Here is a 13564-nt window from a genome sequence, read left to right on the forward strand (position 1 = left end):
TGTGCACAACTCGCTCCGGGCTGCTCGACCGCGCCTCGTCACGACTTGACCCCGAGAGGCTCCGAGTGTCAGTGGTGTGCGTCAGACTGTTCCCCGGTGTCCTTCCCCTCGCAGGAACCAGCGACACCGAGACAGACGACGAAGCCAGGCAGGGCGAGAAGCGCCGGCAACAGCAGGAGGCGGCAACAGTGAAGATCCGGGTGGAACGCGACGTACTCGCGGAGGCAGTGGCCTGGGCGGCACGCAGCCTCCCGGCCCGTCCGCCGGCGCCTGTCCTCGCCGGCCTCCTTCTGAAGGCCGAGGAAGGCCAGCTGAGCCTCTCCAGCTTCGACTACGAGGTCTCCGCGCGGGTTTCCGTGGAGGCGGAGGTCGACGAGGAGGGCACGGTGCTCGTCTCCGGTCGACTTCTCGCCGATATCTGCCGCGCCCTTCCCAACCGCCCGGTGGAGATCTCCACAGACGGTGTACGGGCGACGGTGGTCTGCGGCTCCTCGCGGTTCACGCTCCACACACTGCCTGTGGAGGAATACCCGTCCCTGCCGCAGATGCCGAACGCCACGGGCACCGTTCCTGGTGAGGTCTTCGCCTCCGCCGCCGCCCAGGTGGCCATCGCAGCCGGGCGCGACGACACGCTGCCCGTCCTCACCGGTGTGCGCATCGAGATCGAGGGCGACACGGTCACGTTGGCCTCCACCGACCGCTACCGCTTCGCGGTCCGCGAGTTCCTGTGGAAGCCGGAGAACCCCGAGGCGTCCGCGGTCGCCCTGGTGCCCGCCAAGACGCTCCTGGACACCGCCAAGGCCCTCACGAGCGGCGACAGCGTCATCCTGGCGCTCTCCGGCTCGGGCTCGGGCGAGGGCCTGATCGGTTTCGAGGGCGCGGGCCGTCGTACGACCACGCGGCTGCTGGAAGGCGACCTCCCGAAGTACCGCACGCTGTTCCCGACGGAGTTCAACAGCGTGGCCGTCATCGAGACCGCCCCCTTCGTGGAGGCAGTCAAGCGTGTGGCCCTGGTCGCCGAGCGGAACACCCCGGTGCGGCTGAGCTTCGAGCAGGGCGTGCTGATCCTGGAGGCCGGCTCCAGCGACGACGCACAGGCTGTGGAAAGGGTCGACGCCCAGCTGGAGGGCGACGACATCTCGATCGCCTTCAACCCGACGTTCCTGCTGGACGGTCTGAGCGCCATCGACTCCCCGGTCGCCCAGCTGTCGTTCACGACGTCCACCAAGCCCGCGCTGCTCAGCGGCAAGCCGGCCGTGGACGCCGAGGCTGACGAGGCCTACAAGTACCTGATCATGCCGGTGCGGCTCAGCGGCTGACCGGCCCGACGCCCCCGCGCCCGAGCCGCCGGAGGTCGTCCACAGCGCTGTGGGGCCCGGTGGATCACCGGGCCCTCTGCGCGAAGCCGCAGGTCGGGGCGTACGTATGAGCGGGTATGCCCACAAGTGTGCGTGAGCGTCCGGGTTTAGGCTCGTGCGTGGGTACGCAGGTGCCCTCATGCCACGTCGCAACCTAAGGAACAACTGATGGAGCTCGGTCTCGTCGGCCTCGGCAAGATGGGCGGCAACATGCGCGAGCGGATCCGCCGCGCGGGCCACACTGTCATCGGATACGACCGGAACCCGGATCTCGCCGATGTCCACAGTCTCGAAGAGCTTGTGCGCAAGCTCAAGGGCCCGCGGATCGTGTGGGTGATGGTCCCGGCCGGTGCCGCCACCCAGTCGACCGTCGACGAGCTGGCCGAGCTGCTCCAGCCCGGTGACGTCGTCGTGGACGGCGGCAACTCGCGCTGGACGGACGACGAGAAGCACGCCGAGGAGCTGGCGGCCAAGGGCATCGGCTTCGTCGACTGCGGTGTCTCCGGCGGCGTCTGGGGCCTGGAGAACGGCTACGCGCTGATGTACGGCGGCGACGCGGAGAACGTCGCCAAGGTGCGGCCGGTCTTGGACGCGCTGAAGCCCGAGGGCGATCTCGGCGCGGTGCATGCCGGCAAGGTCGGCGCCGGGCACTTCGCGAAGATGGTCCACAACGGCATCGAGTACGCGATGATGCAGGCGTACGCCGAGGGCTGGGAACTGCTGGAGAAGGTCGACTCGGTGACGGACGTCCGCGAGGTTTTCCGGTCCTGGCAGGACGGCACTGTCATCCGCTCCTGGCTGCTCGACCTGGCGGTGAACGCCCTCGACGAGGACGAGCACCTGCACGGGCTGAAGGGCTACGCACAGGACTCCGGCGAGGGCCGGTGGACCGTGGAGGCAGCCATCGACCACGCCGTGCCGCTGCCCGCGATCACGGCCTCCCTCTTCGCGCGGTTCGCGTCGCGCCAGGAGGACTCTCCGCAGATGAAGATGATCGCGGCGCTGCGGAACCAGTTCGGCGGCCACGCGGTCGAGAAGAAATAGCCCACCCGCACAGCAGACAAGATCGAACGTACGAACGGTCGACGAGAAGTCGTCCGCAGGGCCGCACGGCGGTCCACAACCCTGGGGAGGTCGGCACCCGACCATGCACGTCACGCATCTGTCGCTGGCCGACTTCCGCTCGTACGCCCGGGTCGAGGTCGCTCTCGACCCGGGCGTCACCGCGTTCGTGGGACCCAACGGGCAGGGCAAGACGAACCTGGTCGAGGCGGTCGGCTATCTCGCGACCCTCGGCAGTCACCGGGTGGCGTCCGACGCGCCCCTGGTCCGCATGGGCGCCGACCGCGCGGTGATCCGGGCGCAGGTGCGGCAGGGCGAGCGTCAGCAGCTGGTCGAGCTGGAGCTGAACCCCGGCAAGGCCAATCGCGCGCGCATCAACAGGTCCTCGCAGGTCAGGCCACGTGATGTGCTCGGCATCGTGCGGACGGTGCTGTTCGCGCCGGAGGATCTCGCGCTGGTCAAGGGCGACCCCGGTGAGCGGCGGCGCTTCCTCGACGAGCTGATCACCGCCAGGGCCCCGCGCATGGCGGGCGTGCGCTCCGACTACGAACGGGTCCTCAAGCAGCGCAACACGCTTCTCAAGACGGCCGCGCTGGCCCGTCGGCACGGCGGCCGCTCCATGGACCTGTCCACGCTCGACGTGTGGGACCAGCACCTCGCGCGCGTGGGCGCCGAGTTGCTCGCCCAGCGCCTGGACCTGGTCGCCGCGATCCAGCCACTCGCCGACAAGGCCTATGAGCAGCTGGCACCCGGCGGTGGCCCCGTGAGTTTGGAATACAAACCTTCTTCGCCCGGCATCGTCGGCCACGCGCGCGAGGAGCTGTACGAGCAGCTGATGGCCGCTCTCGGCGAGGCCCGCAAGCAGGAGATCGAGCGGGGCGTCACCCTCGTAGGGCCCCATCGAGACGATTTGGTTCTCAAACTCGGTCAGCTGCCCACCAAGGGATACGCCTCCCACGGCGAGTCCTGGTCGTACGCCCTGGCGCTGCGGCTCGCCTCGTACGACCTGCTGCGGGCCGAAGGCAACGAGCCGGTGCTGATCCTCGACGATGTCTTCGCCGAGTTGGACGCCCGTCGGCGGGAGCGCCTGGCGGAGCTGGTCGCGCCGGGCGAGCAGGTCCTGGTGACCGCCGCGGTCGACGACGACGTACCGGACGTACTGACGGGGACGCGGTACTTCGTGTCCGACGGGACGGTGGAGCGCGTATGAGCGGATCCGAAGGAACCCCGAAGCCTCCCGAGCCCTCCGGCGTGGACCTCGCGCGTGTGGCGCTGCGCGCCGCGAAGGAAGCCGCACGCGCGCGTGGCGAAGCCACCCAGCAGCGAAAGCAGGCCAGGCGTGGCGGCGGACTGCGCTCCGGCGCGCGTGCCGACGGCCGTGACCCGATGCCCCTCGGCCCCGCGATCAACCGCCTGATCACCGAGCGGGGCTGGGAGACGCCGGCCGCCGTCGGCGGGGTCATGGGCCGCTGGCCGCAGATCGTCGGCGACGACCTGGCCAGAAGATGCGTACCGGAGCGGTACGACGAGGACGAGCGGGTCCTGCATGTGCGGTGCGACTCGACGGCGTGGGCGACGAACGTGCGGCTGCTCGCTCCGCAGTTGATCGCCCGGCTCAACGAGGACCTCGGGCACGGCACCGTGCGGCTGCTGAAGGTCCACGGCCCCGCCGGATCCACCCGTCGCTACGGGCCTCTGCGAGCCCCGGGCAGCACCGGTCCCGGCGACACCTACGGGTGACCGTAGTCACATTCCCGGGCGCTTCCGTGCCCATGGCCGGGGGTCCTCCGCTGCCTGGCGAACGGTCGTGTGCCCCGGCGCGCGCGTTCGCATGCGGTTGCGAACGGCGACCTGACCCGGGAGTAGCAAAGGGTTGACACCCGGAAGCGCTGAGTGGCGCTGTGAGCCTCTTGGAGCCCCGCTCCGCATATGGGGAGTCGGGAGAGACCGGTTCAGGGCGGCACATGCGGACTCAGGTACCGGCAAACCCCCATCACTGTCGGCGCTACCGGTAGACTGGAAGCTAATCCCGCCCCATTCGTGGGGACCGCTTCGGAAACACTGTTCAAACGCTGACAAAGGCTTCCACCGCAACACGCCGCAGCCGCTCCGGCAATCCGCCGGGAGCCTGGCTTGTGCTGTGCCAGAAAGGGCGCTTCGTGGCCGATTCCGGCAACCCCAACGAGAACATCCCGTCCACCGACGCCGGCGCCAACGGCGAGGTCACAGCCTCGTACGACGCCAGCGCCATCACCGTCCTCGAAGGGCTGGACGCGGTCCGCAAGCGGCCCGGCATGTATATCGGCTCGACCGGCGAGCGCGGTCTGCACCACCTCGTGCAGGAGGTCGTCGACAACTCCGTGGACGAGGCCCTGGCCGGGCATGCGGACACCATTGATGTGACGATCCTCGCCGACGGTGGCGTCCGGGTCGTCGACAACGGCCGCGGCATCCCGGTGGGCATCGTCCCTTCGGAGGGCAAGCCGGCCGTCGAGGTCGTGCTGACGGTGCTGCACGCGGGCGGCAAGTTCGGCGGCGGCGGCTACGCGGTCTCCGGCGGTCTGCACGGCGTCGGTGTCTCCGTGGTGAACGCCCTGTCCAGCAAGGTGGCCGTCGAGGTCAAGACCGAAGGCCACCGCTGGACGCAGGACTACAAGCTGGGTGTCCCGACGGCTCCGCTGGTCAAGCACGAGGCGACGGACGAACACGGCACGTCGGTGACCTTCTGGGCCGACGGCGACATCTTCGAGACCACGGAGTACTCCTTCGAGACGCTCTCGCGGCGCTTCCAGGAGATGGCGTTCCTCAACAAGGGCCTGACGATCAACCTCACCGACGAGCGTGAGTCCGCGAAGGCCACCGCGGGGGCGGACGAGGCCGGCGAGGACGAGAAACACGAGGTCAAGGCCGTCTCGTACCACTACGAGGGCGGCATCGTCGACTTCGTGAAGCACCTCAACTCCCGTAAGGGAGAGGTGGTTCACCCGTCCGTCATCGACTTCGAGGCCGAGGACAGGGACAAGCTCCTGTCCATCGAGGTCGCGATGCAGTGGAACAGCGGTTACAGCGAGGGTGTGTACTCCTTCGCCAACATCATCCACACGCATGAGGGCGGTACGCACGAGGAGGGCTTCCGCGCGGCGCTTACCGGTCTGATCAACCGCTACGCGCGCGACAAGAAGCTGCTGCGCGAGAAGGACGACAACCTCACGGGTGACGACATCCGCGAGGGTCTGACCGCGATCATCTCGATCAAGCTGAGCGAGCCGCAGTTCGAGGGCCAGACCAAGACCAAGCTGGGCAACACCGAGGCGAAGACCTTCGTACAGAAGGTCGTGCACGAGCACCTCACCGACTGGCTGGACCGCAACCCGGTCGAGGCCGCGGACATCATCCGCAAGTCCATCCAGGCGGCCACCGCGCGCGTGGCGGCCCGCAAGGCCCGTGACCTGACCCGTCGCAAGGGCCTGCTGGAGACGGCGTCCCTGCCGGGCAAGCTGAGCGACTGCCAGTCGAACGACCCCGTCAAGTGCGAGATCTTCATCGTCGAGGGTGACTCCGCCGGCGGCTCGGCCAAGTCAGGCCGCAACCCGCAGTACCAGGCGATCCTCCCGATCCGCGGCAAGATCCTCAACGTCGAGAAGGCGCGGATCGACAAGATCCTGCAGAACCAGGAGATCCAGGCGCTGATCTCCGCCTTCGGTACGGGCGTGCACGAGGACTTCGACATCTCCAAGCTCCGCTATCACAAGATCATCCTGATGGCGGACGCCGACGTCGACGGCCAGCACATCAACACCCTGCTGCTGACCTTCCTGTTCCGCTTCATGCGGCCGCTGGTCGAGGCCGGACATGTCTTCCTGTCGCGTCCCCCGCTCTACAAGATCAAGTGGGGTCGCGACGACTTCGAGTACGCCTACTCGGACCGTGAGCGCGACGCCCTGATCGAGCTCGGCCGGCAGAACGGCAAGCGCGTCAGGGAGGACTCGATCCAGCGCTTCAAGGGTCTCGGCGAGATGAACGCCGAGGAGCTGCGCGTGACGACCATGGACCAGGACCACCGCGTCCTCGGCCAGGTCACGCTCGACGACGCCGCCCAGGCCGACGAGCTGTTCTCCGTCCTCATGGGCGAGGACGTCGAGGCCCGGCGCCAGTTCATCCAGCGCAACGCCAAGGACGTCCGTTTCCTCGACATCTGAGTCGGTCTCAGCTGACCGCACCAGGAAGGATCCCCACCAGCAATGGCCGACGAGACCCCCAATCTTTCTTCTGGCCCCGTCACGCCTGACGAAGGCGGCGAGACGACCCTGCGCATCGAGCCCGTCGGGCTCGAGACGGAGATGCAGCGCTCGTACCTGGACTACGCGATGTCCGTCATCGTGTCCCGCGCGCTGCCCGACGTACGCGACGGTCTCAAGCCCGTTCACCGCCGCGTCCTGTACGCCATGTACGACGGCGGCTACCGGCCCGAGAAGGGCTTCTACAAGTGCGCCCGTGTCGTCGGTGACGTCATGGGCACCTACCACCCGCACGGCGACTCCTCGATCTACGACGCGCTGGTCCGCCTCGCGCAGCCGTGGTCGATGCGGATGCCGCTGGTGGACTCCAACGGCAACTTCGGCTCCCCGGGCAACGACCCGGCCGCCGCCATGCGGTACACCGAGTGCAAGATGATGCCGCTGTCCATGGAGATGGTCCGGGACATCGACGAGGAGACCGTCGACTTCCAGGACAACTACGACGGCCGCAACCAGGAGCCGACGGTTCTGCCGGCGCGCTTCCCGAACCTGCTGATCAACGGTTCGGCGGGTATCGCGGTCGGCATGGCGACCAACATTCCCTCGCACAACCTGCGCGAGGTCGCCTCCGGAGCCCAGTGGTACCTGGAGAACCCGGAGGCCTCGCACGAGGAGCTCCTGGACGCGCTGATCGAGCGCATCAAGGGCCCCGACTTCCCGACCGGTGCCCTGGTGGTGGGCCGTAAGGGCATCGAGGAGGCCTACCGCACGGGTCGTGGCTCCATCACGATGCGCGCGGTCGTCGAGGTCGAGGAGATCCAGAACCGCCAGTGCCTGGTGGTCACGGAGCTGCCGTACCAGACCAACCCCGACAACCTCGCGCAGAAGATCGCCGACCTGGTGAAGGACGGCAAGATCGGCGGAATCGCCGACGTCCGCGACGAGACGTCGTCCCGTACGGGCCAGCGCCTGGTCATCGTCCTGAAGCGCGACGCGGTCGCCAAGGTCGTGCTGAACAACCTGTACAAGCACACCGACCTGCAGACGAACTTCGGCGCCAACATGCTGGCGCTGGTCGACGGTGTGCCCCGGACCCTTTCCCTGGACGCGTTCATCCGCCACTGGGTGACGCACCAGATCGAGGTCATCGTCCGCCGTACGAAGTTCCGGCTGCGCAAGGCCGAGGAGCGGGCGCACATCCTGCGCGGCCTGCTGAAGGCCCTGGACGCCATCGACGAGGTCATCGCGCTGATCCGGCGCAGCGACACCGTCGACATCGCGCGCACGGGGCTGATGGGCCTCCTGGAGATCGACGAGATCCAGGCCAACGCCATCCTCGAGATGCAGCTGCGGCGGCTGGCCGCCCTGGAGCGCCAGAAGATCATCCAGGAGCACGACGAACTCCAGGCCAAGATCCGCGAGTACAACGAGATCCTCGCTTCCCCGGTCCGCCAGCGCGGCATCGTCAGCGCGGAACTCGCAGCGATCGTCGAGAAGTTCGGCGACGACCGCAAGACGATGCTGGTGCCCTACGACGGTGATATGTCCATCGAGGACCTCATCGCCGAGGAGGACATCGTCGTCACCGTCTCGCGCGGCGGCTACGTCAAGCGGACCAAGGCGGTCGACTACCGTGCGCAGAAGCGCGGCGGCAAGGGCGTGCGTGGCACGAAGCTCAAGGAAGACGACATCGTCGACCACTTCTTTGTGTCCACGACCCACCACTGGCTGCTGTTCTTCACCAACAAGGGCCGCGTCTACCGGGTCAAGGCCTACGAGCTGCCGGACGCCGGACGTGACGCGCGTGGCCAGCACGTCGCCAACCTGCTGGCCTTCCAGCCGGACGAGGCGATCGCCGAGATCCTCGCGATCCGCGACTACGAGGCCACGCCCTACCTGGTGCTCGCGACCAAGGGTGGTCTTGTGAAGAAGACGCCTCTGAAAGATTACGATTCGCCCCGTTCCGGTGGCGTCATCGCGATCAACCTCCGTGAGAAGGAGGACGGTTCCGACGATGAATTGATCGGAGCCGAACTCGTATCGGCAGAGGATGACATCCTTCTGATCAGCAAGAAGGCACAGTCGATCCGCTTCACGGCGACGGACGAGGCACTGCGGCCCATGGGCCGTGCCACCTCGGGTGTCAAGGGCATGAGTTTCCGTGAGGCGGACGAGCTGCTCTCGATGAATGTTGTTCGACCCGGTACGTTCGTGTTCACTGCCACAGACGGCGGGTACGCGAAGCGGACCGCCGTCGACGAGTACCGCGTCCAGGGTCGCGGCGGCCTCGGCATCAAGGCCGCCAAGATCGTCGAGGACCGCGGTTCGCTCGTCGGCGCGCTGGTGGTCGAGGAGACCGACGAGATCCTCGCCATCACGCTGTCGGGCGGTGTGATTCGTACGCGAGTCAACGAGATCAGGGAAACCGGCCGTGACACCATGGGCGTTCAACTGATCAACCTGGGCAAGCGCGATGCCGTGGTCGGCATCGCTCGTAACGCCGAGGCGGGGCGGGAGGCGGAGGAGGTCGACGGCGACGACGCCGTGGACGAGACCGCCGAGGGTGCCGCGACGGTTGGTACGGACGAGGGTGAGGCGCCCTCGTCCGAGTAGGCACGAGGAGTGAGTCAGCGTGAGCGGAGCCACGGGCGCCGGATCGTCCGGTACTTCGGCCGGCACTTCGACCGGGTCGGAGGCGGACGGCGGCGGCCGTGGCTCCGCCGCGCGTGCGATGGACACGCACACGACCCAACTGAAAGCGATCAAGCCGAACACGACCGATCCGGCTGCGCCCTCGCCCGAAAAGCCTGAATCCCAGGGGGGAACCGTGACGGACACCCGTGGTCCGCAGACCCAGCAGCCCGCGCCGGGCAGTCCGGCCGCGGCTCCGGGCGGGCCCGGCGGCCGGGCTCCGGCGCAGCCCCAGCCCCAAGCCCAGGCCCAGGCTCAGGCTCAGGCCGGTGGCTCCGCACTGCCCGGTGAGCGGCAGTCGCAGCAGCAGGGCGGTCCGTACCACCCGCCGCAGGCCTACCAGCCGGCTCCGGAGGGTTCGTCCCGCAAGCCGCGTACGGGAGCGCGCACGACGCCTCGTACGCGCAAGGCGCGGCTGCGGGTGGCCAAGGCCGACCCGTGGTCCGTGATGAAGGTCAGCTTCCTGCTCTCCATCGCCCTCGGCATCTGCACGGTCATCGCGGCCGCGGTGCTGTGGATGGTCATGAACGCGATGGGTGTCTTCTCCACGGTCGGTGCCACCATCTCCGAGGCCACCGGCTCGAACGAGTCCAACGGATTCGATCTGCAGTCGTTCCTGTCGCTGCCCAACGTGCTGATCTTCACCACGGTCATCGCGGTCATCGACGTCGTCCTCGCCACCGCCCTTGCCACCCTCGGTGCCTTCATCTACAACCTCTCCGCGGGCTTCGTGGGGGGCATCGAGCTGACGCTCGCCGAGGACGAGTGAGCAGCGTGACGGCATAGGGGATGGCCCACGGGGACGGCGCCGAACGCCATCCCCTACGGGGCGCACTCCGCGTCGTGGTCCCCCTCCAGGTATCGATTTTGGGACTGCCCACGTCGTGCGCTAATCTTCAGGAGTCAGCGCGCGGGACACACACCGCAGAGCGCGGCGGGGCTATAGCTCAGTTGGTTAGAGCGCATCCCTGATAAGGATGAGGCCACAGGTTCAAATCCTGTTAGCCCCACCAGCATGAAGGCCCTCAGCCGATATCGGCTGAGGGCCTTTGTCGTTCACGGTTGATGTCGGTCGACATCGGTTCCATCGGTCGATGAGTGACCGGTCGGTGAGTGCGGGAGCCGACGAGTGCGAATGTGAGAAACCCCCGGCCATCCCGGCCGGGGGTTTCCCTTTGTTCTGTGAGGCTGTTCCGCGGGGCGTACGCAAGATCGCCACTGTTGTTGTGCGGGAGTACCTCCTGGTCTGGATCAGCGCTGGAGGGGTGCGGCGGGCCGCTCGGCTTGCGGGTGAGGTGGTTCCAGGGCGGCGGCGTCCGTGGCTGCCGTGTCCAAGGCTGTGCGGTGGCGGCAGGAAGGTGAGGAGCCGTGGGCCTCGGCGCGGATGCGTTGCTTCATCGTGGGGGGCAGGGCGCGGTCGTGGGGCCGGGCCGATAGGGACATCGCCGGTGTCGTCGTGTGGGCCGCGCAGTTGCGGGTGGTTTCGGTCTGCGGTACCGCGGCGGAGGCCGCGGTCGTGACGAGTCCGAGCGCCGTGCACAGCGCGAGCAAGGCGGTGACGATGGCGGTCCACAGCTTCATGACCTTGTTCTGGGCCATGGCCCCTCACTTTCGGGTTGGGCGATTTGCGTACTTTCCTCATGATGTGTATGTGGGCTCCGAAATCACGGACCGACGCCGATGGCTCGTGGATCTTCAGATGAACACCACTCGGATGGGCGCAAGGGGCCCTGAAAGCCCCAGGGAGTCGCAGCAAGCCGCAGGAAGGGGAAGGAATAGGCAGGCGCGGGCTGGGGTGGAGCCCATGAGGTCCGTCGGAGGTGTGCGAGATGTGATGGATCTGTGTGATGAACCTGCGATCGGAACAGTGGCGTCCGGTTCTACTGCGGCCTTCCCGGCGGGAGTTGAGGGGCCGACGCAGGTCACCGATCGGTATCGGTCGGTGTGTATAGTCGGGCGCCAGAGGTCCCCTACGTCAAGGAAAGACGAGGTCGCGCGGTGAAGAAGCTTCTCCTGGTCGCACTGGCCGCCATCGGCGGGCTCCTCGTGTACCGCCAGATCCAGGCGGATCGCGCCGAGCAGGATCTGTGGACGGAGGCGACTGACTCCGTGCCCACGGGTTCGTGAACATCGACATCAGTCTCAGAGCAGACCCCGGCCGCGTTCGCGGTCGGGGTTTTGTGTCGCTCGGGCATATCGTCTCGGACATTTGCGCGTATTCCATCGGGCTCGACTTCGCTATGGCGAACGATGCGCTTGCGGCAGCAAAGCAGCGGTCTATGTAGGGGCCGTTTTCGGCCGCTTCTCCCCAGGAACGGGGGCATCGGCGCGTACGGCCCGGCAGGATGGGCGCGTTCGAGGCCGCGACCTCCGGGACGCGACTGAGGAATCGCGACCGCCGGACGGGGACTGCTGGGCCTGTTTCCGGGCATCGACTGCCTGAACTTCCTGCGGGCTTCGACTTCGGAGCCGCGACTTCGGGTCTACGACGAGGGGTGGCGCTTGATGGGGCGGCGCACGGTCTGGTGGCGAGCTGCGGCAGCCGTGGGAGCGGCCCTGTGCGCGACGACGGCGCCGGCCGCACCCGCCGTGGCGGCCGACGCGCCCACCCCGTACTCCTACGCCGAAGACGCGAGGACGGTCGAGGGTGCCACGAGCAGCACGGGCGCCGTGCGGCTGGCGGCCGGCGAGACCTACCGGAGCTCCATCGGTCCGGGCGGCAAGCTCTACTACCGCCTCGATCTCGGCACCGTCGCCAACGCGTACGTCTCGGCCACGGCCGTACCCCGGGCGGGAGCGGCGGTCGCCTCCGCGGACGGCGTCAGGGTGTCCCTGCAGGACGCCGACGCACATCGCTGCTCCCACGAGACCGCCCGCTTCGGCCCGACCCGCAGCGCGCACCCCGTCACCGCCTGGGCCTCGCGCGAGGTCGGCAGCGACGAGTACATGTGCCAGGGGGCCGGGGCGTACTACGTCGTCGTCGAACGGGTCGGCTCGGCTGCGGGAACCGGTACGGGGACGAGTACGGGCTCGGCTGCCGGATCGGTATCGGGCTCGCCCTCGGAGGGCTCGTCGGAAGAGTGGGGGCTGGAACTCGGCTTCGTGTCGGAGCCGGCTGTGACGAAGGGCGGTTCGACGAGTGCCCCCGAGAGCTGGAACTCCGCATCGCCCGAAAGCCTGTCCGGCGACCCCGAGCGTCGTCGCGGCGGGAGCGGCTTCGCCACGGCGAGCCCCGTGGCGCAGGGTGTCTGGCAGGACGAGGCCGGGATCAGAGCCGGGGGGACGCTCTTCTACAAGGTGCCCGTCGGCTGGGGACAGCAGCTCTACGCCACCGCCGAACTGGGCAGCACGACCGGCGGCGACGGGTACGTGGGGAATGCCTTCGCCATGTCGCTCTACAACCCCGTACGAGGCTTCGTGGACGACAGAACTGCCAACTACGGGGGCGAACAGCGATCCACCACCCTGGACCCGCTCCCGCCTGTCGCCTACGAGAACCGTTTCTCCCTCGATGACCAAGTGAGCGGGATGCGGTTCGCCGGCTGGTACTACCTGGTGCTGCATCTCGGGACGGCGGTCGCCGATCGATACGGCGACGAGCCTCTCGGGTTGACCCTGCGGGTACGGCTGGAGGGCAAGGCCGGGGCCGGGCCGGGATATCTGGGCACCTCCGAGCCACGTGGGGTCTTCGAGGTCACCGAGAAGGACCAGGAGGCCGCGGAGAGCGGGGCCACGGGGGACACTCTGGACGGTGCTGGGGACAGCGGCGGTGGCGGGGACCCGGAGACTTCCGGCGGTGGGGAGGGCTCCAGGGACTCCTCGGGCATCGGAGACCGGCGTCTCGCCATGACGGTTGTCGCGGCGGGCGGCATCGGCACGGGGAGTCTGCTGGTGCTCGGGCTCGTGGCGTGGACACTCGTGGCGCGCAGGCGGGCGTCCGCCGGCGCGGAGCCGGACCGGCCGAGGGCGGGCACGGCACCGCGGGGACGGCATGGGGCGTCCCGGGGGTGGTAGAGCGGTCGGCCGCGCCGGGGCCAGGCGTCGGTGGGGATGGTGAGGTCGGTGCTGGGCTCAGGGCGAGCTGGTGGCAGGTACAGGCCCGTGCATGGTCTTCGCCTCGCGGCGGTTGCCGCGGCTGATGAGCTGGTGGTGGCCGGGCGCTGACGGATGGGCCTGGGGTGATGGGAGCTGTGCCCACGGCCGCGGCTGAACCAG

Annotated in this window: 10 protein-coding genes and 1 tRNA gene; 10 read left to right on the forward strand and 1 reads right to left on the reverse strand. The window is 68.4% G+C overall.

The window, feature by feature from the left end; all coding sequences use genetic code 11:
- Positions 1 to 188 precede the first annotated feature (188 nt).
- From dnaN to ACFU53_RS04095, 8 genes are all read left to right on the forward strand, one after another.
- Complete coding sequence (gene dnaN / locus ACFU53_RS04060; RefSeq protein ID WP_037689673.1) at positions 189 to 1319, forward strand: DNA polymerase III subunit beta; 1131 nt, start codon at positions 189 to 191, stop codon at positions 1317 to 1319.
- Positions 1320 to 1526: 207 nt separating this feature from the next.
- A complete protein-coding gene (gnd, locus tag ACFU53_RS04065) occupies positions 1527 to 2402 on the forward strand; it encodes a phosphogluconate dehydrogenase (NAD(+)-dependent, decarboxylating) (RefSeq protein WP_383985812.1) in 876 nt (291 codons plus the stop codon).
- 103 nt (positions 2403 to 2505) lie between these two features.
- Positions 2506 to 3630, forward strand: coding sequence for a DNA replication/repair protein RecF (gene recF / locus ACFU53_RS04070; protein WP_383985814.1), 1125 nt, complete (start codon positions 2506 to 2508; stop codon positions 3628 to 3630).
- On the forward strand, positions 3627 to 4160 hold the full coding sequence (locus tag ACFU53_RS04075) for a DUF721 domain-containing protein (RefSeq protein ID WP_383985816.1): 534 nt from the start codon (positions 3627 to 3629) through the stop codon (positions 4158 to 4160). Before recF ends, ACFU53_RS04075 begins: the two co-directional genes overlap by 4 nt.
- Positions 4161 to 4555: 395 nt before the next feature.
- Positions 4556 to 6619 (forward strand): DNA topoisomerase (ATP-hydrolyzing) subunit B, encoded by a 2064-nt coding sequence (gyrB, locus tag ACFU53_RS04080; RefSeq protein ID WP_383985818.1) that lies wholly within the window; start codon positions 4556 to 4558, stop codon positions 6617 to 6619.
- A gap of 42 nt (positions 6620 to 6661) precedes the next feature.
- The gene (gyrA, locus tag ACFU53_RS04085; RefSeq protein WP_383985820.1) at positions 6662 to 9271 is read left to right on the forward strand and encodes a DNA gyrase subunit A; all 2610 of its coding nucleotides are present in this window, start codon (positions 6662 to 6664) and stop codon (positions 9269 to 9271) included.
- 19 nt (positions 9272 to 9290) lie between these two features.
- A complete protein-coding gene (locus tag ACFU53_RS04090; protein ID WP_383985822.1) occupies positions 9291 to 10118 on the forward strand; it encodes a DUF3566 domain-containing protein in 828 nt (275 codons plus the stop codon).
- 167 nt (positions 10119 to 10285) lie between these two features.
- Positions 10286 to 10362 (forward strand) — tRNA-Ile (locus tag ACFU53_RS04095).
- Positions 10363 to 10600: 238 nt separating this feature from the next.
- On the opposite strand, the gene ACFU53_RS04100 is transcribed toward ACFU53_RS04095, so the two are convergent.
- Positions 10601 to 10948: a DUF6344 domain-containing protein gene (locus tag ACFU53_RS04100; RefSeq protein WP_383985824.1), complete on the reverse strand. Its 348-nt coding sequence runs from the start codon at positions 10946 to 10948 to the stop codon at positions 10601 to 10603.
- Between the two features lie 399 nt (positions 10949 to 11347).
- Here ACFU53_RS04100 and ACFU53_RS04105 point away from each other — a divergent pair, with 399 nt between their 5' ends.
- On the forward strand, positions 11348 to 11476 hold the full coding sequence (locus tag ACFU53_RS04105; protein ID WP_003999697.1) for a DLW-39 family protein: 129 nt from the start codon (positions 11348 to 11350) through the stop codon (positions 11474 to 11476).
- A 378-nt stretch (positions 11477 to 11854) separates the two neighbouring features.
- Positions 11855 to 13363 carry a hypothetical protein gene (locus ACFU53_RS04110; protein ID WP_383985826.1) on the forward strand — a complete coding sequence of 503 codons (1509 nt, stop codon included), beginning with the start codon at positions 11855 to 11857 and terminating at the stop codon, positions 13361 to 13363.
- The last annotated feature ends 201 nt before the right edge of the window (positions 13364 to 13564 follow it).

Origin of the sequence: Streptomyces sp. NPDC057474 (assembly GCF_042802555.1) — a bacterium.
Classification (GTDB): domain Bacteria; phylum Actinomycetota; class Actinomycetes; order Streptomycetales; family Streptomycetaceae; genus Streptomyces.

What these genes read in the sequence shown, in the direction of transcription:
- gnd (WP_383985812.1), top strand. Translation starts at nt 1,527, where the DNA reads ATGGAGCTCGGTCTCGTCGGCCTCGGCAAGATGGGCGGCAACATGCGC.
- recF (WP_383985814.1), top strand. Translation starts at nt 2,506, where the DNA reads ATGCACGTCACGCATCTGTCGCTGGCCGACTTCCGCTCGTACGCCCGG.
- ACFU53_RS04075 (WP_383985816.1), top strand. Translation starts at nt 3,627, where the DNA reads ATGAGCGGATCCGAAGGAACCCCGAAGCCTCCCGAGCCCTCCGGCGTG.
- gyrA (WP_383985820.1), top strand. Translation starts at nt 6,662, where the DNA reads ATGGCCGACGAGACCCCCAATCTTTCTTCTGGCCCCGTCACGCCTGAC.
- ACFU53_RS04100 (WP_383985824.1), bottom strand. Translation starts at nt 10,948, where the DNA reads ATGGCCCAGAACAAGGTCATGAAGCTGTGGACCGCCATCGTCACCGCC.
- ACFU53_RS04110 (WP_383985826.1), top strand. Translation starts at nt 11,855, where the DNA reads ATGGGGCGGCGCACGGTCTGGTGGCGAGCTGCGGCAGCCGTGGGAGCG.